Source organism: Archangium gephyra (assembly GCF_042230915.1).
In the GTDB taxonomy this organism is placed as follows: Bacteria; Myxococcota; Myxococcia; order Myxococcales; family Myxococcaceae; genus Archangium; species Archangium gephyra_B.
This window is the reverse complement of the sequence record NZ_CP102578.1, coordinates 1,506,913-1,532,322: the sequence shown is the minus strand read 5'-3', so window position 1 is coordinate 1,532,322 and position 25,410 is coordinate 1,506,913. Positions and strand designations below refer to the sequence as shown.

Genomic DNA, 25,410 nt, shown 5'->3' with positions numbered 1-25,410 from the left:
CTCACGGGCTGCTGGGCTCGGGCAGGCGGCACGTCACCTGCTCGAGCTCACCCCACACCTGGAAGCCCGCGCGCGCGTAGATGCGCTCCGCCTCGGGGTTGCCCACCTGGAGGAAGAGCGGCACCGTGGCCCGGCGCTGCAGCCAGGTGATCAACGCCGTCGCCAGGCCGCGCCGGCGGTACGCGGGGTGCGTGGCCACCTCCTGCACCAGCCCAGCGCCCTCGCCCTCGTGGAGCGCCGCCATCGCGGCGGGCACGCCGTCCACACGGGCGAGGTAGTAGTGCGACGTGGGGCTGGGCACCAGCCGCTCCAGGTAGCGCACCAGCCACGCGCGGCCCTCCCACACATTGGCGCCCCCGAGGATCTCCGCCAGCGAGCCGAGGAGCTCCGGGCCCGCCACCTCCAGCGTGACGCCCGAGAACAACACCGGCAGCGGGCGTGAGGGCCCTGGCACCCAGTGCATGAGGCGCAGCTGCTGGGAGTCCTGCTGGAAGCCTCGCGCCACCAGCCGCGCCCCCATGTCTCCGGGTGCACTCAGGTCATCCAACCGCACACGCGGCACCAGCCCCCGGGCCCGGTAGAGCGCCACCACCTCCTCGAGGGCGGCCTCCGGCTGCTCCGCTCGCAGCCAGCGCGCGGTGTTCGCATCCCAGTGGTCCGGATTTCCCACCTCGTGGACGAAATATCCCCAGGGCCGTGCCTCGACCGTGGCGAAGCGCCGGGCCAGCGTCAGATCAAGGCCGAGGAACTGCTGACGGAGGGAGGAATCCATGGCTGCACTCCTCAGTAGCCCGCGGGCGCGAGACATGCACTGCCGACAGACGGGGCTCCCCACGTTCGTGACGCCACGGACACTCGGGAGCGGGAAGGGCTCGCCCGCCCGCCTGCCCTCCCTCTTGCGCGGTCCGTGAGAGGCATATAGGTTATAGGCAACGAAGCGCCGGGACTTATAAAAATAAGGCCGCTGGATTCCATGGACGAACTGGACCACCGCATCGTCGATCTGCTGCAGCGCGAGGGCCGGGCCACGCAGCTGGAGCTCTCCCGCTCGGTGGGCCTGTCCCAGCCGGCGGTGGCCGAGCGCATCCGCAAGCTCGAGGAGCGGGGCGTCATCACCGGCTACACGGCGCGCGTGGACGCCTCGAAGCTGGGCAAGGACATCACCGCCTTCATCGGCGTGAGCATCGAGCACCCGAAGTACTTCGACGGGTTCGCCCGCAAGGTGCTGGCGATGCCCGAGGTGCTCGAGGCGCACCGGGTGGCCGGCCAGGACTCGTACATCCTCAAGGTGCGCACCCGGAATACGAAGACGCTCGACACCCTGCTCGTGGAGACGCTGCGGACCATCTCCGGCGTCACCCGCACTCACACCACCATCGTTCTGACCTCCATCAAGGAAGAGACGTATGTGCACGTCTCTCCCGAAGAGCTGAAAGGAGCCTGACATGACCGCGGCCATCCCCATTCCCGCCCCTCCGCCGTTCCCGCTGGCCCAGCGCATGTCGCGGATGAAGGCCTCCGCCGTGCGGGAGATCCTCAAGGTGGCCGAGCGGCCCGACGTGCTCTCCTTCGCCGGCGGACTGCCCGCTCCCGAGCTCTTCCCCGTGGAGGCCATCGCCCAGGCTCACGCCGAGGTGTTCGCCGAGGAGGGCCGCGCCGCGCTGCAGTACAGCACCACCGAGGGCTACGGGCCGCTGCGCGAGTGGATCTGCTCGCACCTGGGGGGACAGGGCCTGCACGCGGCGACGGAGCAGGTGCTCATCACCAACGGCTCGCAGCAGGGCATCGACCTGGTGGCCAAGGTGATGCTGGACCCGGGCGACGTGGTGGTGGTGGAGAACCCCAGCTACCTCGCCGCGCTGCAGGTCTTCAGCGGGTACGAGGCCTCCTACGCCGTCGTGGGCAGCGATGACCAGGGCATGCGCGTGGACGAACTGGAGGGGCTGCTGCAGGGCGGCCGCAAGCCCAAGCTCATCTACCTGGTCCCCAACTTCCAGAACCCCAAGGGCACCACGCTGTCGCTGGAGCGCCGGCACGCGCTGGTGCGCTTCGCCCAGCGCCACCGCATCCTCATCCTCGAGGACAACCCGTACGGGGAGCTGCGCTTCCGGGGCTCGCACCTGCCGTCGCTGGCCTCGCTCGACACCGAGGGCGTGGTCATCACCCTGGGGACGTTCTCCAAGACGCTGGCCCCCGGGCTGCGCATCGGCTGGGCCGTGGGGCCGCGCGAGCTCATCCGCACCCTCACCGTCGTCAAGCAGTCGGCGGACCTGCACACCGCCACCGTCGCGCAGCGCGCCACGGCGCGGCTGCTGTCGCGCTTCGACTACAACGCCAACCTGGACAAGCTGCGCGCCGTCTACGGCGAGCGCTGCCAGACGATGCTCGCCTCGCTGGAGAAGCACATGCCCCCGGGCACCCGGTGGACGGAGCCGGATGGCGGCATGTTCCTCTGGGTGGAGCTACCGCGGGGCATGAGCGCGGACACCCTCTTCCCGCAGGCGCTCGAGAAGCGCGTCGCCTTCGTGCCCGGCTCCCCCTTCTTCGCCGCCGAGCCGCGCTCGGAGTTCATGCGTCTGAACTTTTCCAACCGCCCGCCGGAGCTCATCGAGGAGGGCATGCGCCGGCTCGGCGCGGTCATCGCCGCCGCCCAGGGTTGAGCTCCACCGGCCCCCCCAGCCTTGGGCTGGAGGCACTCCTTCGGCCAAAGTCAACTGCCTGCTCTTCACGCTCCCCCCCGCTTGGGATAGCGTATTCAGCAGTGAACTCTTCCAGCATGGCCCCCCGAGGGAAGCCGGCTGCTCCTGAAGGTGAAGGGGAGCGGCCGTCGGGCGCGGCACGGGACGAAGCGGCGTTCGGACGACATGGTTTGCACGAGCTGTTCGAGGCCCACGCGGCGCAAGCGCCCGGTGCCCTCGCACTCCTCACGCCCACGCAAGAGCTGAGCTACGGCGAGCTGAATGCGCGCGCCAACCGCCTCGCCCACTACCTCCGGGAGCTCGGCGTGCGCCCCGAGACCCGCGTGGGCGTTGCCCTGGAGCGCTCCGCGTCGATGGTGCTGGCCCTGCTCGCCACGCTCAAGGCGGGCGGTGTCTATGTTCCGCTGGACCCGGCCTACCCACTCGAGCGGTTGAGCTTCCTCCTGGAGGATGCGGCGCCCCCGGTGCTGCTCACCTCCGAGCGGTGGATGGACAGGATTCCCGCCACCACCGCGCGGGTGCTCTGCCTCGAGGAGCTGGCGGAGCAGCTGGCCGCACGGCCCGGCACCAACCCGGAGCCCACGGTCCATCCCGGGAACGCGGCATACGTCATCTACACCTCGGGCTCCCTGGGGCGGCCCAAGGGCGTCGAGGTGGAGCACCAGAGCCTCCTGCTGTTCGCCGAGGCGCAGAAGCAGCTGCTCGAGCCGGGAGAGGGCATGCGTGTCCTGCACGCCTACTCGCCCAGCTTCGACGCGGCGTTCTCGGAGCTTCTCCAGGCCTGGAGCCTGGGTGCGGCGCTCTGCGTGTTGCCACCGGAGGAGATGCTGCCCGGGCCCGCGCTCGTCCGGCGCTTGGAGGAGTGGAGGATCAACGTCGCCTCCTTCATCCCCTCCGTGCTGTCCCTCATGCCAGAGGCGGCACTCCCCCACCTGCGGACGATCTTCGTGGGGGGAGAGGTCTGTCCGGCCTCGCTGGTGACGCGCTGGGGCGCCGGACGGCGCTTCTTCAATGTCTATGGCCCCACCGAGGCAACCGTCATCGCCACCGCCTTCCGGTGCGCTCCGGAGGGAACGCCGCCGCTCATCGGCCAGCCGCTCCCGCACGTGCCAGCGTACCTGCTCGACGAGGCGCTGCGCCCCGTACCGGACGGGACGCCGGGGGAGCTGTACCTCGGAGGTGGAGCCATCGCCCGGGGGTACCTGCGGCGGCCGGAGCTGACCGCCGAGCGCTTCGTGCCGGATCCCTTCTCCTCCCAGGCTGGCGCGCGGATGTACCGCACCGGCGACCTTGGGCGCCGTCTGCCAGGCGGAGAGCTCGACTTCCTGGGGCGTGTGGATGAGCAGGTGAAGGTGCGCGGCTTCCGGGTGGAGCCCGGAGAGGTGGAGGCCGTGCTGGCCATGCACCCCGGCGTGCGGCAGGCGGTGGTGGCCGCGTGCGCGGACGAGACCGGGCTGGCCCGGCTGGTCGCCTACGTGGTGCCCCAGGAAGACGCCACGGCGGCGCCCACGGACTGGCGGAGCTTCCTTGAGGCGCGCCTTCCCGCCCACTTCGTTCCCTCGGCCTTCGTGGTCCTGAGCTCGCTGCCACGCACGGCCAACGGCAAGGTGGACCGCAAGGCGCTCCCCGCCCCTGACAAGGGCCGGCAGGAGTCCGCGACGCCGGTCCGCGCGCCCTCCACGCCCCTGGAGCGGGAGCTGGTGCGCCTGTTCGAGCAGGTGCTCGGAGTCTCCCCCGTGGGAATGGAGGACGAGTTCTTCGCGCTGGGCGGCCACTCGCTCGGCCTCGTCGCCCTGGTGAATGGCGTCCGCGCCTCCTTCGGCGTGGAGCTGCCCCTCGGGCCAATGTTCGACTCCTGCACCGTGGCCACGTTGGCCGGGCGCGTGGAAGCGGCGCTCGGCCAGGCCGCAACCGAGCCCGAGCCGCCACTCGTCCCCCGCCCCCACCTGGAGGGCGCGCCGCTCTCCTTCGCTCAACAGCGGTTCTGGTTCCTCCAGCAGCTCGACGCGGGAGGAGCGGCCGGGGTGTTGCCGGTGGTCGTGCGACTGCTGGGAGCGCTCCAGCCCGGGCTCCTGGCCCGGTGCCTGGAGGAGCTCGTCCGGCGGCATCACATCCTCCGCACCACCTATACGCTGACGCCGCTCGGCCCGCGCCAGCACGTGGGTCCGCCCCGTTCCGTTCCGCTGCCGCTCACCGTGCTCGAGGAGGGGCGAGAGCCGGAGCGCCACGGGCGGCTGGAGGCACTCGCCCGCGAGGAGCTGGCACGTCCGTTCGACCTGGCGCGAGACTCCATGCTCCGGGCGCAGCTCGTCCGGCTGGCTCCAGCCGAGCACGTGCTGCTGCTGGCGAGCCACCACATCGCCCTCGACGGCTGGTCCGTGGACGTGTTGGTGCGCGAGCTGGTGATGCTCTACGACCACCTCGGGCAGGGCGGTTCCGAGCCGCTCCCCGAGCCGCCAGTGCAATACGCGGACTATGCGCTCTGGCAGCGCGAGTGGCTGTCCGGAGACCGGCTGCGGCGGCAGCTCGCGTTCTGGACGCACGCGCTCGCCGGGGCACCTCCCGTGCTGCACCTGCCGGCGGATCGCCCACGTCCGCCGGTGCAGTCCTTCCGGGGCGGACAGGTCGAGCTGCGGCTCGCGCCCGAGACGGTCCGTCGGATGGACGCGCTGGCGGGCCAGGAGGGCGCCACCCGCTTCATGGTGCTGCTCGCGGGCTTCGCGGCCTGGCTGCACCGGGTGACGGGCGAGGAGGACCTGGTGGTGGGAACACCGGTGGCCAACCGCTCCCGGGGTGAGATCAGCCAGGTCCTCGGTTCGTTCGCCAACACCCTGGCGCTCCGCATCCGCGCCCGGGGCGAGCCAACCTTCCGCGAGCTGCTGGCCCGGGTGCGCGAGTGCGCGGTGGCCGGGTACGAGCACCAGGAGCTCCCGTTCGAGCGGCTGGTGGAAGAGCTTCGCCCGGAGCGAAGTGCCAACCATCTACCGCTGGTGCAGGTGATGCTCGCGCTGGAGACGCTCCCGCCAGAGCTCACCACCCGGGACGGGCTGCGGGTGCTGCCCTCGGACTGGGACACCGGCGCCGCGTCGCTCGATCTGATCTGGAAGGTCTGGCCCGAGGGCGAGGGACTCCGGGGCACCCTCACGTACAACGCGGACCTGTTCGAGCCACGCACGGTGCGGCGCATGGCCGAGGGGTTGGTCGCGGTGCTGGAAGCCGTGGCCACCTCGCCACAGCGGCACCTGGGCGAACTGCCCGTCCAGCCCGCCGGGAGCGAGGCCACATCCCGGCTGGAAGAGCTGGAGACGGCACTGCTCTCGGAGCCGGGCGTGGAGGACGGCGCCGTCCGCCTGCGCGAGGTGGAAGGCCGTCTGGAACCCATCGCCTACGTGGTGGCACCGACGGCGCCCGCGCGTCCGCTGAGCCCCGCGACTTCCGGGCCGCTGGCGGGCGTGCGGAGGCTCGCCGTCCGTGCCATCCCCCTCGCACCGGACGGGCGGGTGGACGAGGACGCGCTGCGCGCGGTCCCTCTCATCGATGCCGAGCGGGTGGCGCGGTGGGAGGAGTTGCTTCGCGAGCAGCCGGCGGTCGCCGAGGCGGCGGTGGTCTGGCACGAGCCCGATGGCCGCACGCCCCTGCTGCACCTCGGGGAACTGCTGCCGGACTGGGGCGCGGAGCCCCGGCGTGAAGGGCCCGAGGTGGCGTGCGAAGTGCCCGCCAACTCCCGCCCCGAGCGCCCGCCTGCCTTCTCCGATGGTGGGCCCGCGGAGCTTCCCTCTGGCGTTCCCCACACGCTGACCGATGCCCTCCTGCGCGCGGCGAAGGGGGAGCACGGAATCGTCCACGTCCGGGCCCCCGGCAGCAGCGTCCGCCAGAGCTATGCCGCGCTCCTGGAGGAGGCCCGCCGGCTGCTCACCGGACTCCGGGCCCACGGCCTCGGCTCCGGGGCCCGCGTCATCCTCCAGCTCGAGGACTCACGCGACTACCTTGGCGCGTTCTGGGCCTGCGTGCTCGGAGGAATCACCCCGGTGACGGTGGCGGTGCCACCGGCGTACACGCCCGAGCAGGCGTTGGTGAAGAAGCTGCACGGGGTCTGGGCGCTGCTCGGCCGCCCGCCCATCCTCACCACCGCCGCGCTGGCCGGGACGTTGCGTCAGCGCCAGGAGACGCTGGAGTTGGACGGGCTCCTCGCCCTTCCGGTGGAGGAGCTAAGCGGCCATCCTCCCGCCGAGTCGATCCACCCCGCGCGCCCGGAGGATGTGGCCTTCCTGCAGCTCTCCTCGGGCAGCACCGGCGTGCCCAAGTGCATCCAGATCCGCCACGTGGGCGTGGCGCTGCACTCGTGGACCTCGGCGCTGCGCAATGGCTACTCCACCCGGGATGTCACCCTCAACTGGCTCCCGTTTGACCATGTGGTCCCGCTGCTCATGTATCACCTGCGCAGCGTGTGGCTCGGGTGCGAGCAGTTCCACGTCCGCACCGATTCGGTGCTCACCGAGCCACTGCTGTGGCTGGAGCTGATGGAGGCGCACCGGGTCACCGAGAGCTGGTCGCCGAACTTCGGCTTCAAGCAGTTGGCCGACGCCGTGGCCCGAAGCCCCGAGCGGACGTGGGACCTTTCCGCGCTGCGGCACCTGCTGAACGCGGGTGAGCAGGTCACCTGGCCGGTGGTGCGCGAGCTGAGTGAGCGGCTGGCTCCCTCGGGCGTGGATACGCGCGTGATGCAGCCCGCCTTCGGGATGGCGGAGCTGTGCACCGTGATGACGTACGTGGAGGGCTTCGACCCGGCGCGCGAGGTGCTGCACGTCCGCAAGAGCTCGCTCGGCGGCGCGTTGGAGCTCGCCAGCGGGCCCGGGCCAGACACCCTCTCCCTGGTGGCCCTGGGACGTCCCAGCCGCGGCGTGCAACTGCGCGTGGTGGACGCCAACAGCCAGCTCCTGCCGGAGGGAACCATCGGGCGCCTGCAGGTGCGCGGCGAGGTGGTGACGCCGGGCTACCTCCACAACGACGCCGCCAACCGCGAGGCCTTCGTGGGGGACGGCTGGTTCAATACGGGGGATCTCGGCTTCCTGCTCGATGGCGCCCTCACCATTACCGGCCGCGAGAAGGAGCTGATCATCATCCGCGGCGTCCACCACTACTGCTACGAGATCGAAGGGCTCGTGGAGTCGGTGGAGGGCGTCCTGCCCACGTTCACCGCGGCGTGCTCGGTGGAGGAACCTGAGCAGGGAACCGAGGGGCTCGCCCTCTTCTTCGTCCCCGCGCGGCCCGGACTGGAAACGGAAGCGCGGTTGAGTGCCGCCATCCGTACCCGGGTCACCGCGACACTCGGCATCTCGCCCGCCCGGGTGGTGCCGGTGTCCAGACAGGACTTTCCCAAGACCACGAGCGGGAAGATCCAACGGGGCGCGCTCAAGCGTGCGTTGGCTGAGGGCCGCTTCGATCGGCGCCTGCGCGAGCTGGACCTCCAGCTCGGCAACGCGAACACCGTGCCCTCCTGGTTCCACCGGTGGACCTGGCAGCGCCGCGAGGCGGAGGGCTCCCTCCCGTCTGCTGGAGGCCGCTGCCTGCTCTTCGTGGACACGCAGGGGCTGGGCACCCGGGTGCGGGCAGCGCTCGAACGGTCCGGCCGCAGGTGCCACACCGTGGAGCCGGGAGAGCGCTTCGAACGGGTGGCGCCTGGCCTGTACCGGCTTGATCCGCGCGATCCCTCCCACTACGAGCGGCTCCTGAGCGAGCTCGACGCCGAGGGGATGCCGCTCGAGGACGTGCTCCACCTGTGGGGATATGGGCCGCTCGCGGACGCGCCCTCCACGGGGGACGCGCTGATACGGGCCCAGGAGCGCGGAGCCGGGGGGCTGCTCCTGCTCGGACAAGCATTGGCGCGGAGGAAGGGCCCGCTTCCCCGGCTCTTCATCGCCTCGGCCCACGCACAGCCCACCTCGGACGTCGAGCCCATCGACCCGGGCCGGGCGCCTCTGGCGGTGCTCGCGCAGCTGCTGCCCCGCGAGCTTCCGGGGCTCGCCTGCCGTCACATCGACTTCGCGCCGCTCGCGCCGGAGGAGGACGCCACGCGGTTGCTGCGGGAGCTGCGGACGGCGCCACAAGAGCGGGAGGTGGCCTACCGGAGCGCGGGACGGCTCGTGCCCCGGCTGGAGCCCGTCATCCCGTCCGCGTCTCCCCAGGAGACACCAACCCTGATGGAGCGAGGGCTGTACCTGCTCGCTGGCGGCCTGGGCGGGCTCGGTACGGTGCTGGCCCGGCACCTGCTCACCCGCCACCGGGCCAGGGTGCTGCTGCTGGGACGGACACCGCTCGCCGCGAAGCCCTCACACGCCGAGGCCCATGCGCAGCTGCTGGCCACCGCCGCCTCCTCCGGTGGCGCGGTGATGTACGAGGAGGGAGACGTCCGTGACGTGGCCTCACTCCGGGCGGCGGTGGGCCGCGCGGAGGCGCGTGCCGGCCGTGCGCTCGACGGGGCCTTCCACCTCGCGGGCACCTTCGTGGCACGTCCCCTCGCCGAGGAGACGGTGGAGGGACTGGCGGAGGTACTGGGCCCCAAGGTGCTGGGGGCCTGGGCACTGGGCCAGCTCGTGGCGGAGCACCCGGGCGCGTTCCTCGTGCACTTCACCTCGGTGAACGGCTTCCTCGGCGGCTTCTCCGTGGCGGCCTATTCGGCGGCGAACCGCCTCCAGGAGCACCTGGCGCACGAGCAGCGGCGGGCGGGGCTGCGCGTATCCGCGCTGGCCTGGAGTGGCTGGGACGGGCTCGGCATGAGCCAGGACAACCCGATGCGCGAAGGAGCGAAGTCGCGCGGGTTCGAGCCGATCTCCGCGGACCAGGGGCTGCGCTCGCTCGAGCTCGTGCTGCGCGCGGGCGAGGCCCGGCTGCTCATCGGCCTGAATGGCCGCAACCGCCACCTGGCCCGGCACGTGCGCGGCTCGCCCCCGCACGCGCTGGAGCTATCGGCCTTCTGGGTCGCCCGGCCCGGCGCGGGGCCGGAGCTGGGGCCCCTGCCCGAGGTGCGTGATGCGCTCGGAACGGCGCTCCCCTGCCGCCCGCAGCAGGTGGAGCGGCTGCCTCGCACCGCCGGCGGCTCGGTCGCGCGGGACGCGCTCGCTACACCCGGAGAGCCCTCCGCCCAACGCGCCTGGGTCCCTCCTCGCGACGAGGTGGAGAGCCGGATCGCCGAGCTCTGGCGGGAGCTGCTCGGCGTGAGCAGCGTGAGCGTCACCGACAACTTCTTCGAGCTGGGCGGCCACTCCATGCTGGTGGCACAGCTCCGGGCGGGGCTCGAGGCGCGATTCGGATGGAACGTTCCCACCCTCGCGCTCTTCCGCTACCCCACCATCCGCGCGCTGGCCGCCGCACTGGCACAGGACACGCGCGCCAGCCGCAACGAGCGGTCCGGCACGCCGGCACCCACCAGGGCTGACGCGCCCTCCCGTCCGTCCAACGCCGTGGCCCTCGTCGGAATGGCCGGACGTTTTCCCGGTGCCCCGGACGTCGAGACGCTCTGGCACAACGTGCGCGCCGGACTCGAGTCCATCACCGTCCTCACCGACGCCCAGTTGGAAGCGGCCGGAGTGCCGCCCGCGCTGCGCGCCGATCCGAAGTACGTCCGTGCCCGGGGCCGGATGGAAGGGGTGGAGCTGTTCGATGCCGCCTTCTTCGGCTACGGCCCGCGCGAGGCGGAGTTGATGGATCCGCAGCACCGCCTGTTCCTCGAGTGTGCCTGGGAGGCCTTCGAGCGGGCGGGGTACGAGCCCAGCCGGGTCCCTGGTGCCATCGGCGTCTTCGCGGGCGCGGGCGCTCCGGACTACCTCGTGCACCACGTGACGGCGCACCTGGACCTCGAGGACGTGCTCGGCTCGCTGGCCGCGCACCTCGGGAATGACAAGGACCACCTCACCACCCGCCTGGCCTACAAGCTGAACCTGCGTGGCCCCTCCATCACGGTACAGACGGCCTGCTCCACGTCTCTCGTCGCGGTGCAGCTCGCCTGTCAGTCCCTCCTGGGCTTCCAGTGCGATCTGGCGCTGGCCGGCGGTGTCTCGGTGCGCCTCCCGCTCGACCTGGGCCACCTGCACACCGAGGGACACATCTTCTCCCCGGATGGACACTGCCGTCCCTTCGATGCGCGCGCGCAGGGCACCGTGCCCGGAGATGGCGTGGCGGCGGTCGTGCTCAAGCGCCTGGAGGACGCGCTCCGCGATGGCGATCACATCCACGCCGTCCTCCTCGGCGCGGCGGTGAACAACGATGGCTCGGCCAAGGTGGGCTACACCGCCCCGGGCGTGGAGGGGCAGGCCGAGGTCGTCGCCAAGGCGCACGCGCACGCCGGCATCGACCCTTCCACCATCGGCTACCTGGAGGCGCACGGCACCGGGACGGCGTTGGGCGATCCCATCGAGCTCACGGCGCTCACCGAGGCATTCCAGCGAGGAACGGACCGCCGCGGCTTCTGCGCCATCGGCTCCATCAAGGCGAACGTGGGGCACCTCAACACCGCGGCCGGAGTGACGGGGTTGATCAAGGCGGCGCTCGCGCTCGAGCACCAGGAACTGCCGCCGAGCGCGAACTTCACCGAGCCCAACCCGCGGCTCGACCTCGCGGCCAGCCCCTTCTACGTGCCCACCACCGCGCGGCCCTGGCCCCGGGGGGAGACGCCCAGACGCGCGGGGGTCAGCGCGTTCGCCATGGGTGGAACCAACGCGCACGTGGTGCTCGAGGAGGCACCGGCGCGCACGAGCACGCCCTCGGCACGCGGCCGGCAGTTGCTGGTGCTCTCCGCCCGGACGGAGAGCGCACTCGCTCACGCTTCCTCGCGGCTGGCGGAGCACCTGGAGCGGCACCCGGAGCAGGCGCTGGAGGACGTGGCCTACACGCTCGCGGTGGGCCGGCGTGCCTTCGGCATGCGGCGGGCGGTGGTCTGCGGCACGCACGGCGAGGCGATCCAGCGGCTGCGCGAGCCGGCGCTCCCTCGTGGCCCGGCACGCGACGTCCCGGTGGTCTTCCTCTTCCCGGGCCAGGGCGTCCAGCGCGCGGGGATGGGCGAGGAGCTGTACCGCGCCGAGCCGGTGTTCCGGAAGGAGCTGGACCACTGCGCGAGCCTGCTCCAGCCCGTGCTGGGCCGGGACTTGCGCGAGGTGCTCTTCCGCGCGGGCAACCCCGAGGCCGAGGCGGAGCTGGAGCGGACCGGACTCGCCCAGCCGGCGGTCTTCGCGTTCGAGTACGCACTCGCCCGGCTGTGGATGTCCTGGGGCATCCAGCCGGCGGCGATGATCGGCCATAGCCTCGGCGAGTACGTGGCGGCGTGTCTCGCGGGGGTCTTCACGCTGGAGCACGCGCTGAGTCTGGTGTGCGCGCGTGGGAAGCTGATGCAGTCGCTGCCACCGGGAGCGATGACGGCGGTGCCGCTGGCCGAGCGGGAGCTTCAGCCCTGGCTCGGGCCGGAGCTGGCGCTGGCCGCGGTGAACGGACCGGCCTCCTGTGTGGTCTCGGGACCGGTCTCCGAAGTGGAGGCGCTGGAGCGGCGGCTGGAGAAGGCGGGCCTGGGCTTCCGCCGCCTGCGGACGTCGCACGCCTTCCACTCCGCGATGATGGAGCCCATCCTGGCCGCCTACACCGAGGAGGTGCGCCGCTGGCCCCGCTCGGCTCCGCGCATCCGGTTGGCGTCCAACCTGACCGGTACCTGGCTCACCGCGGAGGAGGCGGCCGACCCGGCCTACTGGGCGCGTCACCTGCGGCAGACGGTCCGCTTCGGAGCGGGCCTGGACACGCTGAGCTCGGTGCCAGGCGCGGTGCTGCTGGAAGTGGGACCGGACCGGACGCTGAGCGCGCTGGCGCAGGCGCGGAGCGGTGACGCGAGGGTGGTGACGAGCCTTGGGGCGCCTGGCGCTGGCCGGAGTGAGCAGGAGCGGCTGCTGGAAGCACTGGGCGCCTTGTGGTGCGAGGGCGTGGAGGTGGATTGGAGCGCCTACCACGCCGGGGAGGCGCGGCTGCGTGTCCCCCTGCCCACCTATCCCTTCGAGCGGCACCGCTTCTGGCTCGAGCGCCGGCCCCGCGTCCCGGCCAGCGCGAGCCCCGCGGCGGAGGAGCCACTGGAGAAGGTGGAAGTGGCGCTCTGGGAGCGCTCGGGGATCCGCCCCCTGGAGAGCTACCCGGGCCTGGAAGAGGGACTGCACGCGCTCTGCACGAGCCACCTGGTCCACTACCTCCAGATGAGCGGCCTGGAGCTCCGTCCCGGGGCCCGCCACTCGCGGGAGTCCCTGCTCTCACGCCTGCGCATCCGCCCCGCCTTCTCGCGGCTGTTCGACGCGATGGCGGCGAGCCTCGTGGAGGACGGAGTCCTGAAGCTGGAGGGGAACGAGGTGGTGGTGCTCCGCGACGTGGCGGCACTGCCCACCCCGTCCAGCGCGCGCCAGGCCCTGGAGCCGCGCTTCCCCCAGTTCACCGGGATGTTCGACTTCGTCGAGCACTGCCTGCGCAGCTACCCCAGGTCCCTCACCGGCGAGCTGGAGGCCATCGGCGTGCTCTACCCGGGCGGCAGCCCGGCCTTCATGCAGGACTGCGAGGCACGCACGGCCGAGTACCGCAGCGAGCGCGTCTACAACCTGCTGCTCACCGAGGCGGTACGGCGGCTCGCCAGCGCGGCCCGGGGCCGCCGGATCCGGCTCCTGGAGATCGGCGGCGGACAGGGCAAGCTCACCTGGCCTCTGGCCGAGGCGCTCGCGGCCTTCGACGTGGAGTACCACTTCACCGACCTCGGCAAGGTCTTCGTGGAGGATGCTCGCGCCGAGGCCGCGCGCCGCGGGCTCCAGCACATGACCTTCGGGGTGTTGGACATCGGGCGAGAGCCGCGCGAGCAGGGCTATGCGGACGGCGGTTTCGACATCATCGCCGGGTTCAACGTGGTGCACGCGGTCCGGGACGTGCGGGTGGCGCTGCGCCACCTGGAGCGGCTGCTCGCGCCCGGCGGCACCCTCGCGATGGTGGAGGTGGGCCGCACGCGGCGCTGGGACACCCTTACCTGGGGGCTCGCCGAGGGCTGGTGGTACTTCGATGACGGCATCCGCGAGGGGGCGCCGACACTCCCCGCGGGCCGTTGGGCGCGGCTGCTGGAGTCGCTCGGATTCACCCACGTGGAGCGCTACCCGGCCGGGGACGCCGCGGCAGCGGACCATGCGCTCGTGCTCGGCCGCCGCCCCGGCTCCGCCGTCCGGGTCGCGCCGGAGCCAGGACGCACCGTGCCCCTGCGCCTCGTGTCCGCGCGCCATCCCCGGCCGGAGCTGGGGACACCCTACGTGGCCCCGCGCACCGCGCTGGAGCGGCGCATCGCCACCTTGTGCGAGGAGCTGCTCGGGGTGGAGCGCATCGGGCTGCACGACAACTTCTTCGAGCTCGGCGCCGACTCGCTCATCACCCTGCGGCTGAGTGAGCGCCTCCGGCGCGAGCTGGGCCAGGAGGTGCCAGCGGGTGTGGCCTTCCAGGGCTCCACCGTGGAGAAGATGGCGCGGGCGCTGGAGCGGCCCCGTGAGCTGGAACCGGGCTCCCCGTTGGTGCCCCTCCAGACGTCCGGCTCACGGCCTCCGCTCTACTTCGTCCACCCCGCAAGCGGCGTGGTGTTCCCGTACGTGGAGCTCGCGCGCGCGCTCGGCCGGGAACAGCCGTTCTACGGCCTTCAGGCCCGCGGGCTCGACGGGCTGGAGCCGCCGGACGAGCGCGTGGAGGACATGGCGCGCACATACCTGAAGGCCCTCCGGGCCGTGCAGCCACGGGGCCCCTACCACCTGGGCGGCTTCTCCTTCGGTTGCCTGGTGGCGTACGAAATGGCGGTGCAGCTCGCCGAGGCGAACGAGGAGGTGGGACTGGTGGCGCTGGTGGACGAGCCAGCGCCGCTGCCCGGCCACCGGCCCTCACTGCTGGAGTTCACCCGGACGCTGACCGCGAGCATGCGCCGCACGTTCTGGCCCCACCTGCACGACTACCTCTACCTGGTGGATGCGTCGCTGCGGAAGCAGGGCCAGGCCAACCCCGGGCTGCTCCCGCGCCTGCGGGCGGGCCTCCAGCGCAAGCACCTGGGCGGATGGCTGCACGAGTTCCTCGCCAAATCCACCATGGCCGAGTTCGTTCCCGAGCAGGAGCAGCTCCTGGCCCTGGGGCAGCCGGCCATGCTGCCCATGTTCCAGCTCTTCACGCTGCACGCGCGGCGGACGTACGACTACCAGCCCCGGGCCTACCCGCACCGGGTGGTGCTCTTCTCCACGGAGGAGGTGCGCAGAGCCCGCGGCGGGCGCGAGCCCACCATGGGCTGGCGCCAGCTCGCGGCGGGTGGGGTCGACATCCAACCGGTTCCGGGCGAGCACCTGTCGGTGCTGCGGCGGCCCCACGTCGAGGTGCTCGCCCAAGCCCTGTCGGCGCGGCTGGAGCAGGCCGCCCGGGAGCGCGAAGCACTCCGGGCAATGGGCCGCACCGGAAGCCGGGGCTAGGACTTGCGTATCCCCACAGCCGCCAACTGCGGTCCGGCGTCCTCTCCCGGCTGCACATGGCAGCCGGGAAACGCACTGCCCCAGCACTGGTGGTCCTCCTCGAACCAGTGGTTCTTCGCCCACTGCACCAGCGAGGAGAACTTCTCGTTCTCGTTCTTGTCGTTGATGTAGTCGTCAGCGCACTTCTTCGAGATATCGATCAGCTGCTTCGTGTCGAGTCCGAAGACCGCCTGCTGGAACATTGCCTCCATGGGCGCCAGGGGCGAGCACCGGCGGAACGTGCCCTCGCTCATCAGGAACTCGACGTTGCTGGTCGTCTGCTGCGAGGGACCGGAGATCATCAGGAACGGCAGCAGGAAGGGGCGGAGCAGCTCCCACTGAACGACTCCCCACTGGGGGAAATGCGGAAAGTCGATGTTGTGCTTCTCCATCCAATCGACGAGCGGCTCGATCAGCTTGGCGAACGGCGCGAGCAGACCCCACTTCACATTGAAGGCGTCCGGTGACGACTCGGTGATGCCGAACGAGAGCATCCGGAAGGTCGGCATGAACCGGGAGCCATGTCCGGCATGAGGATTCTCCGGGGTCTTCTGCTCGGCCGCCATCCGCAGGGACCAGCTCGCGCAGCCCAGGGCGGTGATGGAGGGGTTGCTGGCGGCGAGGAAGCCATCCAGGTACTGCGCGTCCTTCATCCCGAACAAGGGCATGTCCATGGGAAACGCGGACGTTGCCCGCATGATGTCGCTGAGCCGCGTGTCCTGATCACTGCCATTCAGATGGGGCAGGTTGGTGAAGAGCTTGGGCTTGCTCTTCACCATGTCGAACGATGTCACCAGCACACGCCGCTCGAGCTGCCCAAGTCGTTTTGAGCCAAAATTGGATTCCAACGACTGGCGCAAACCGTGGCCCGACTTGATGGAGAGGATCCCCGTCAGGAACCGGGCCCAGCCCACCAGGCCCGCCTGGTAGTTCGCCACGGATGCATCCACGAACTCGATGCACTTATCCAGGAGCTCTTCCATGGCGAACGCGGAGGGAGGAGGCTCCGATGGAGAGGGCAACCTGGCGGCCAACCAGGTGTTCAGCAGGGCGCCCGCCGAGGTGCCAGCGAAGAGATCCACCTTGTGCAGGAAGCCGGGTACTTCTTTCTCAAGCGCCTTGAGCACCCGGACAGCGATCAGAGCAGGCGGGCCTGCATCACACGACAACATCCTCATCGAGATCTGCTGCTCGTCCATCACACCTCCACTGCGACTTCACGTATCATCGCATCTGTCACCGGAGCAGTGAATCCGGTCACAGCTTCCCGCCGGGCACCTGTGTGCATCCTTGCTTCACCACGCGCCGCACTTCGCCGGCGCGTATCAGGTTCACGCGGCGTCTTGTTTCTCCGGAGCAGGTAGAGACCTCACTCCGGACTCCTCCAACCCAGGCGGTGCAGCATGAAAACCCTTCCGGGCTACACGACCTCCGAAGTCCTTCTCGACGGCAGTGATGGAGTCCTCCTCCGGGGCCGCCAGGGAGAAACTCCCGTCCTGCTGCGCACCCCGCAGGGCGAGTACCCCAAGGCAGACGCACTGGCCCGGCTGCGCTACGGCTATGAGATCGCCGCCGCGGCGGACATCCCGGGCGTGGCCAGGGTGCTCGGCCTGGAGACGCACGGCAACAGCCTGGTGTTGGTGATGGAGGACTTCGGCGCGGTGCCCCTGAGCAGCCTGCTGCGCGAGGGAATCCCGCCGGTGGAGCAGGCCCTGCGGCTCGCCTGCGCACTGGCCCGGGCGATCGGCGAGCTGCACCGCCGCGATATCATCCACGAGGGCATCGAGCCGGCCAACATCCTGGTCAACCCGCATGATGGGCAGGTCAAGCTGACCAACCTGGACCGGGCCTCGCGGCTCGAACTCAACAGCTCGCCAGCGGTGGCGCTGGACCGGCCGGGACGCGCCCTGGCGTACCTATCACCGGAGCAGACCGGGCGCATGAACCGGGGCGTGGACTACCGCACCGACCTGTATTCCTTTGGCATCATCCTCTACGAGCTGCTCACCGGAAAGGTGCCCTTCGACGGCCCGGATGCCATGTCCATCATCTATGGCCATCTGGCGGGCACCCCGCTGCCGCCCCACCAGCTCCAGCCGGCCGTGCCGGAGGCCCTCAGCGGCGTGGTGCTGAAGCTGATGGCGAAGAACGCGGAGGACCGCTACCAGAGTGCCTACGGGGTGCTGGTGGATCTGCAAACGTGCCTCCAGGAGCTGGAGTCCTCGGGCAGCGTGATGGCCTTCACCCCGGGGCGCCGGGACGTCTCCTCACGCTTCCAGCTCCCGCAGAAGCTGTACGGACGCGAGGCGGAGCGGGCGCGGCTGCTCGCCGCCTACGAGCGCGTGAGCCAGGGCACCACCTCGCTCCTGCTCGTCTCCGGCTACGCGGGCGTGGGCAAGTCCTCGCTGGTGAACGAGGTGCAGAAGCCGCTGGCCCGTCAGCACGGCTACTTCGCGGTCGGAAAGTTCGAGCAGCTGGGGAACACCCCGTACCTAGCGCTTCTGCAGAGCCTCCAGGCCGTCATCCGGCAGATGCTCGCGGAGCGTGAGGAGCAGATCGAAGCGTGGCGAGGCGCGCTGTCGACGGCGCTGGGCGTCAACGCCCAGCTGATGGTGGAGGTGCTCCCCGAGCTGGAGCTGATCCTCGGGCCACAGCCCGCCGTGCCCCCGCTCGGGCCCACCGAGTCGCAGAACCGCTTCCACCTGGTCTTCCAGCGCTTCGTCGCGGCCCTGGCCAGCGGGGAGCACAGGCTGGTGCTCTTCCTGGATGACCTGCAGTGGGCGGACCCCGCCTCGCTGAAGCTCATCCAGGAGCTGATGCGGAGCCCCTGGGGCGGGCACCTGCTGCTCATTGGCGCATACCGGGACAACGAGGTCGCGGCCGCGCACCCGCTGCGGCTGGCGTTGGAGGAGGTGCGCAAGGGACCGGCCGTGGTGGAGGAGGTCTCCCTCGCGCCGCTCGGGCTGGCGGACGTGCGGGCGCTCCTCTCAGACACCCTGCACGTGCAGGACGGAGAAGAACTGGGCGCGCTGGCCGCGCTGGCCTACGAGAAGACGCAGGGCAACCCCTTCTTCCTCAACCAGTTCCTCACCTCGCTGTATTCGCGCAAGCTGCTCAACTTCGACGCGGACCGCGGACGGTGGACGTGGGAGCTGGAGCAGATCCGCCAGCTGCGCATCTCCGATGACGTGGCCCTGCTGATGGCGGAGCGCGTCCGGGAGCTGCCGCCGGAGGCACAGCGGACGCTGCAGCTCGCCGCATCGGTGGGCAGCACGTTCCAGCTCGACCGCCTCGTCATGGTAGACGACTGCCCGGCGGAGCAGAGCACCCACCGGCTGTGGCAGGCAATGCAGGCGGGCCTGGTAGTGCCGGTGGACGACGCCTACAAGTACGTGCGGGCGGAACAGGCCACCCCCGAGGAGCTCTCCCGGGTGCGCTACCGCTTCCTGCACGACCGCGTCCAACAAGCGGCGTACGAGCTGCTCCCGCCGGACGAGCGCAAGACGGTCCACCTGCGGATCGGCCGGCTGCTGCTGGAGCGCATTCCAGAGGCCGAGCGCGAGGCGCGCATCTTCGAGCTGGTGGACCAGCTGGACCGCTGCGTGGAGCTGTTGACGGACCGTGAGCAGCGGCTGCAGCTGGCGCGGCTCAACCTGCTGGCCGACACGCGGGCCCGGAGTGCTTCCGCCTTCGCCGCGGCGCTCCACTACCTGCAGGTGGGCATCAGCCTGCTGCCCGAGAATGCCTGGGAGACCGAGTACGCGCTGACGTACGACCTGCACCAGTGCCGGGCGGAGTGCCTGCTCGTGGTGGGCCAGCACGACGAGGCTGAGGCGGAGCTGGAGCGGCTCGTGACCCGCGCCCGCACCAACGAGCAGCGCCGGGACCTCTACATCCTGTTGATCGATGTCTATGTCATCCGCGGCCGCTACAAGGAGTCGATGAAGCCGGCGCGGGCGGGTCTGCGGCACTTCGGGCTCGAGCTGCCGGACGGCGAGGCGATGGGGCCAGCGGCCGCCGCCGAGGTGGCGAAGCTGAAGGAGCGGATGGCCACCCGGGAGATCGCCAGCCTCGCGCAGCTGCCGGCCTGCACGGATGCGGAGGAGCTGTGCCGCGTCGCCCTGCTCTCGCGCGTGGCGCTCATCGGCGGCTATCTGTTCCCGGAGCTGTACGCGCTGACGGCCGCCCTGCTGGTGAACCGGGCCATCGACCACGGCCTGGCGCCCGGCAGCAGCGCCGGCTTCACCGCGTACGGCATCAGCCTGTGCGGCAAGGACGAGTTCGCCGCCGGCTATGAGTTCGGCCGGGTGGCCATGGAGTTCAGCGACCGCTTCGACGCCCCCGGCACCCGGGTGTCGGTGCGCTACATGTTCGCCGCCTTCATCCATCCCTGGCGGCGGCCGCTCAAGGAGACGCTGGCCTTGGTGGAGGAGGCCTACACCCAGGCCATCCAGGTGGGGGCCGTCAACATCACCAGCCTGGCCGCGCAGCGCCTGGCCATGCTGGCGGCGATCAACGGCGACGAGTTGCGCTCCCAGCAGGCCCGCGCGCAGATGCACATGGAGTTCCAGGAGCGGATGAGGAACCACACCATGCGCAGCTCGCTGCTGGCACTCCAGCAGTTCCCCATCTGGCTGCGCCAGGGGACCTCTCCGGCCCAGCTGGAGGAGGTGCGCAAGACGCCCTCGCTCATGCAGCTCATCCTCCCCGTCTTCGAGATCCTGCCCATCTACCTGTACGGAGAGCGCGAGCGGGGCATCAAGACGGCCGTGGAGGTGGACCGGCTCGTGAAGACGTCCCTCTCCGGGCACGTGGCGCAGATCGAGGGCATCCTCTTCCAGACGCTGGTGACCGCGGATGCGTACCCGGACGCCAGCGCGGAAGAGCAGGAGAAGCACGCCGCGACGATGGAGGCCAACCTGCGGCGGCTGCGGCTGTGGGCGGACAGCAACCCGGACACGTTCCAGGCACGCTACCTGGTGGCGAGCGCGGAATGGGCCCGCGCGCGCGGCCAGCACGGTGAGGCCATGGAGCTGTTCAACCAGGCCATCGAGGCCGCGGTCTCCCAGGGGTCCGTGATGCTCCAGGCCATCGCCAGCGAGCTGGCCGGGCGCTATCACCTGTCCCGCGGCCGTCGGCGGCTGGCCGCCATGTACCTGCACGACGCCCGGTACGCCTACCGGCGGTGGGGCGCCGAGGGAAAGGTGGCCCAGCTCGAACAAAAGTACCGGGAGCTGCTCAAGAAGGACCCCACCTTCGACGCCACGCCGGCCAGCGGGAGCTCGGCGCTGGACATCACCACGGTGCTCAAGGCCTCCCAGGTCATCTCCGGGGAGATCGTGCTGGACGAGTTGCTGCGCAAGCTCATGAGCACCATCCTGGAGAACGCCGGCGCGCAGCGCGGCCTGCTGCTGCTCAAGGGGGACAGCCCCCTGGTGGTCGAGGCGTGGGCGCCCGGCAATGAGGGCGAGGACCTGCGGCTGAAGATGGCGCAGGACGAGGGCGGCGTGGAGATGTCCACCGCCGTCGTGCGGTACGTGGAGCGGACGCATCAGCGGGTAGTGCTGGGCGACGAGACCGGCGACGGCCCCTTCCAGTCCGGACCGCTACGGCCACGCGCCAAATCCGTGCTCTGCATGCCCGTCATCAAGCAGCAGAAGCTGGTGGGCGTGCTCTACCTGGAGAATGACCTGGTGGCTGGAGCCTTCACCCCGGACCGGTGCCAGGTGTTGGATTTGCTGGCGGCCCAGGCGGCGATCTCGCTGGAGAACGCGCGGCTCTACGACACGCTGGACCAGCGCGTGAAGGAGAAGACCCGCGAGCTGGTCCGGAGCAACGCGGAGCTGTCCGAGACACTCCAGCGGCTCAAGGACACCCAGCGGCAGCTGATCGTGCAGGAGAAGCTCGCCTCCCTGGGCACACTCACCTCCGGCATCGCGCACGAGATCAAGAACCCGCTCAATTTCATCAACAACTTCGCGCAGCTGTCGCTGGAGCTCGTCTCGGAGGCGGGGGACGCACTGGCACAGCCCCAGATGGACGCGGCGTCCCTCCGGGACATCCTGGGCGAGGTGCGGCAGGGCCTGGAGAAGATCCATGGGCATGGCATCCGGGCGGACAACATCGTGCGCGCGATGCTGGAGCACTCGCGCACCGGCACCGGAGACCGGCGCGAGGTGGAGCTGAACCAGGTGGTCAAGGAGTACGTCAACCTGGCGTACCAGGGGATGCTGGCGCAGAACGCCGCGCTCAGCGTGGAGGTGGAGACCCTCTATGATTCAGGCATCCAGCCCGTCACCGTGGTGCCGCAGGAGATCGGCCGCGTGGTCGTGAACCTGGTGAACAACGCCTGCTACGCGGTGGACCAGAAGCAGCGCACCCTCCACGAGGAGGGCTTCGTGCCGAAGGTGAAGGTCACCACGCGCGAGCTAGGGGACCGGGTGGAGATCCGGGTCTGGGACAATGGCGTCGGCATCCTGGCGGCCCACCGGGACAAGATCTTCAACCCGTTCTTCACCACCAAGCCCGCGGGCCAGGGCACCGGGTTGGGCCTGTCCATCAGCCATGAGATCGTGGTGCAGGGCAATGGCGGCACCCTGACCCTGGAGACCGAGGAGGGGAAGTTCTCCGAGTTCGTGGTGACGCTGCCCAGGCGCACCCAGCAGGCCACGGGCACCTAGCGAGCCGGGCCGGGCCCCCTGCGCGCCACGAGCGCTCAGGAGGGCCCGGCCCACTCGAACACCTGCGGGACCGTGCGGCGCAGCGCCCTCAGCTCCCGCGGGAGGGGGGGCGCCACGCCGGTGCGAAGCAGCATGACGGGCAGCTCGGGCCCGGCCAGACCGAAGGCCCGGGAGAGCACGCCATGCCCTTCACGGAAGAGCGCCTCGAACTCCGGCCGCGTGCCGTCCGGGAGCCCTCCGGCGCGCACCATGTAGACCGGAAGGGCGGGAAGGGCGAACGGCTGGACGGCGTAGCCGGCCTGGTTCAAGCGAAGCCAGCTGCGCAGCATCCGCCGCCCCGCCGACACGAGCGCTGACCGCTCGAGGGAGTGCACCGTCAAGCAGAGCAGCGCGGCCGCGGACTCCAACTGCGCACGGGCCCAGAGGGAAGACACGGTGTACAGGCGGAGCCGCTCCACCAGCTCCCGTGCGGCGGGGGACCTGGCGAGCCGCAGGCCCGGCACCGTGGGCACCCATGGCCCCAGCGCGCGCCAGGCGATGCCGTCACGCGTGCGCTCCACCTCCTCCGGGGAGAAACGGATCCATCGCATGACATCACGGTAGGCGGTGGCCTCACGCCAGACGAAGGAGTCCGCCTTCGCGCAGTACGCGAGCAGCTCGCCGGGAAGCCGCTCCAGCACGTGCAAGCTGGAGTCCTGGACGCCGCCCGCCTCTTCACGCAGGGCCTGAAGCGTGGCCGGGGAGATCGAGCCACGGCGGTAGAGCCGGCGGTCCGTGCACCGCTGGGCCAGCGTCCCTGCGAGGGCATCGGGCACCGCACCGGCACGGAAACGCACCGTCGCCCAGGTGCCAGCCCCGGGGTCCTCCAGGTGGAGCGTCTCCTCGCTCCGGAGCTCCTCCGCACTCGCCGCCAGGGAGAGCGCCTCCAGCACACAGCCCAGGGAGAGGTACGCCGCATGACGGCCGTGGTTGACGCGGTGCTGGCCGCGCTCCTGGTCATAGCGGATGGCCAGTTCCTGCCCTGTCCAGCGGAACGTCCAGGGCTGGCAGTTGTCCCCACTGGGCGCGGTCATTGCGCCTGCAATGAGCCGCTCCAACCGCGCTCGCCCCAGCCCGCCCGTTCTGTCGTTCATGCGCTCAGCATATCCTCAAGCCCCGGCAACCCTGGAGCGCCCTCCGCCGCTCCAGCTGCCTGACGGCCCCGTGGGAAGGCCTGTGGAGTGGATCACAGCGCCGGAGGCCTCCTCGGCTCTATCGTCTCACCACGTCCCGCGCCTCGCGCGGGACACCAAGCCGCCCCATTGAAAGCAAACAGCCCGGAGCCAGACCATGAGCAGTGAATACGTGTTGAGAGCAGTGATGAAGCTCAAGCCCAACCGGTTGCTCGAGTTTCAGCAATACTCCCAGAAGCTGATGCCCGCCTATGTCGAGCAGCTCCAGTGGAAGCTGCTCACCGCCTGCCACACCGAGGACGGCGCCGCGGGATGCGAGGTCATGAATGTGTGGTTGTTGCCGACACAGCCCGAGGTCGCGATGAACGAGTGGAAGGTCTTCTTCGAGAAGCACCCCGACTACGCGGCCATCAGCGCGCTCTTGAAGGACTGCTGTGAAACGCAGACGCCGACGACGATGAAGCTGGCGCCCTACCAGCCCCGGGTGGACTGAGCAGCGCTCCAGGGAGCTACACTCCCGGCGGTATCCCATGAAAGAGCAGGCCAACATGGTTCCAATGCAGCGGAAGATCCTCGCATTCGATGGTGGCCCGAGTCCGGTGATCTCCATCCGCATTCTCAAGAAGATCGAAGCGCAGTTCCCCGGCTTCCTGGATCGGGTCGACCTGTTCGCGGGCACCTCCCATGGCGGAATCATCAGCCTCAAGCTGGCCACTCTGCTGTCCGACGGGGTCCCCGCCGACCGGGCCATCGACGAGTGCATCGAGTTCGACAACGAATTCCTGCAGTTGCTCAAGCTGACCCCGACGAGCGTGCTCAGGATGCTCTCCGGGGTCGTGCCCATGGTCAGCACCAGGGGCATGCTGGGCTTCCTGGAGAAACATTTCACGGGCCGGGATGGAAAGCCGCTGAGGCTGTGTGACCTGAGGAAACCGGTCACCATCAGCGCCTTCGATCTGAACACCGGGCAGTTGAGGACCGCGCACTCCTACGCACCCGACGCGGCCCACTACACCCTGCTCTCGGCCGCGCTCGCGTGCTCCTCGTTTCCCGTCGTCATGCCCCTCTTCAAGCCAGCCTTCGACGAGCTTCCCATCGTCGATGGCGGGTTTGGCGCCAACAGCGGAGCCATGCCCGCCCTCTCGGACTCGCTCAAGAACATGGGCACCCTCCATCCGGGTGCACAAGCGGGCGACTTCCTGCCCTACATCACCCTGCTCTCCATGGGGTGCATCTCGAAGGATCGCGCGCTGAAGGTTCCGCTGTTCGAGCCCATCGCCCAGCTCGCCGAGAAGCTCGGCCTGTTCGGGCGGGAGCAGAAGGTCCAGGGCGGGGGCGTCCTTCGCAACGTCGGTTGGTGGTTTCTGCTCCGCAGCAACATCAAGGCGGCGCTCACGCTCCTTGAGAACACCCAGGCGCTCGACAGGCGTTATGCCGACAACCTGCTCGACGACGAGCGCTATTGCCGCATGGCGCCCGAGCTGGAGGTGCTGGAGTTCTTCCGGCGCCTGGTGTCCGACCCGGAGGCCACGCTCCGCGAGACCGATGCGTTGGCCGCTGAGTACTGGTCCGCGCAGATGAAGCAGTACAAGACCTGGAAGGAGGCGCCCCGGCCGCAATCCAACCCGAAGCTCCGGAAATCCAATGACTTCGCCTGCTGGCTCGACTGGTATTGGATGCAGGAGCTCAGCCCGCGCCCGGACCAGCATGAGGTGAAGCTCCGCTCGATGGCCCTGGACCCGCGGATGCGGCTGGACACGTTCGACGCCAGCGCGCAGCCCGGACTCCCGCAGAAGGAGCTCGCACAGCTGGGGACGTGTCATTTCGTCGAGGAGGCGCGGAACGTCCTCCTCGTGGGGCCGAGCGGCGCGGGCAAGTCGCACCTGGCGCAGGCGCTGGGCAACGAGGCGGTGAGCCGGGGACACAAGGTCCTGTACATGCCGGCCGCGCGGATGCTCGAGCAGCTCGCGGCGGCACGCGCCGCCGGCGCCTACGACCAGAAGCTGGCCGAGCTCGCCGGAGTGGACCTCCTCATCCTGGAGGATCTCGGGCTCAAGCCCATGAAGGCGGACGGTGAGGGAGACTTCTACGACGTGGTCTCCGAGCGCGCGGGCAAGAAGGCCCTCCTCGTCACCTCGAGCCTCCCTCCAGCCGAGTGGGCCGGGCGCTTCGGAGACCCGGTGCTCGCCGATGCGATCCTCACCCGGCTCCGTACGGGATGCCGGGAGATCGCCCTCACTGGCGAGAACCCCTCGGCGGAGGGCAAGCCGCGGCAAGCCGCCTCCCGGGCGTGAACTTTCGGTGTCCGGGCCGCGCGTGAACCGCTATC

The 25,410-nt window shown here is 70.4% G+C and carries 9 protein-coding genes; 6 read left to right on the top strand and 3 right to left on the bottom strand.

Annotated elements, in window-relative coordinates; genetic code table 11:
* Position 1: 1 nt before the first annotated feature.
* A complete protein-coding gene (locus NR798_RS06220) occupies positions 2-772 on the bottom strand; it encodes a GNAT family N-acetyltransferase (protein WP_375770494.1) in 771 nt (256 codons plus the stop codon).
* Between the two features lie 201 nt (positions 773-973).
* On the opposite strand from NR798_RS06220, the gene NR798_RS06215 reads away from it, so the two are divergent.
* The 3 genes from NR798_RS06215 (at position 974) to NR798_RS06205 (ending at position 15,190) form a co-directional block, all read left to right on the top strand.
* The gene (locus NR798_RS06215) at positions 974-1,444 is read left to right on the top strand and encodes an Lrp/AsnC family transcriptional regulator (RefSeq protein WP_375770493.1); all 471 of its coding nucleotides are present in this window, start codon (positions 974-976) and stop codon (positions 1,442-1,444) included.
* 1 nt (position 1,445) lies between these two features.
* On the top strand, positions 1,446-2,660 hold the full coding sequence (locus tag NR798_RS06210) for a PLP-dependent aminotransferase family protein (protein ID WP_375770492.1): 1,215 nt from the start codon (positions 1,446-1,448) through the stop codon (positions 2,658-2,660).
* 209 nt (positions 2,661-2,869) lie between these two features.
* Entirely contained in the window at positions 2,870-15,190 is a 12,321-nt protein-coding gene (locus NR798_RS06205; RefSeq protein WP_375770491.1) for an amino acid adenylation domain-containing protein, read from the top strand.
* On the opposite strand, the gene NR798_RS06200 is transcribed toward NR798_RS06205, so the two are convergent.
* Positions 15,187-16,428, bottom strand: coding sequence for a patatin-like phospholipase family protein (locus tag NR798_RS06200; protein WP_375770490.1), 1,242 nt, complete (start codon positions 16,426-16,428; stop codon positions 15,187-15,189). The genes NR798_RS06205 and NR798_RS06200 overlap by 4 nt on opposite strands.
* A gap of 204 nt (positions 16,429-16,632) precedes the next feature.
* Here NR798_RS06200 and NR798_RS06195 point away from each other — a divergent pair, with 204 nt between their 5' ends.
* Positions 16,633-21,909, top strand: a complete 5,277-nt coding sequence (locus NR798_RS06195) for an AAA family ATPase (protein ID WP_375770489.1) — start codon at positions 16,633-16,635, stop codon at positions 21,907-21,909.
* A gap of 35 nt (positions 21,910-21,944) precedes the next feature.
* Here NR798_RS06195 and NR798_RS06190 read toward each other — a convergent pair whose 3' ends face one another.
* On the bottom strand, positions 21,945-23,042 hold the full coding sequence (locus NR798_RS06190; protein WP_375770488.1) for a hypothetical protein: 1,098 nt from the start codon (positions 23,040-23,042) through the stop codon (positions 21,945-21,947).
* Positions 23,043-23,238: 196 nt separating this feature from the next.
* Here NR798_RS06190 and NR798_RS06185 point away from each other — a divergent pair, with 196 nt between their 5' ends.
* Positions 23,239-23,574: a hypothetical protein gene (locus NR798_RS06185; RefSeq protein WP_375770487.1), complete on the top strand. Its 336-nt coding sequence runs from the start codon at positions 23,239-23,241 to the stop codon at positions 23,572-23,574.
* Between the two features lie 55 nt (positions 23,575-23,629).
* A complete protein-coding gene (locus NR798_RS06180; RefSeq protein ID WP_375770486.1) occupies positions 23,630-25,375 on the top strand; it encodes an ATP-binding protein in 1,746 nt (581 codons plus the stop codon).
* Positions 25,376-25,410: the final 35 nt, after the last annotated feature.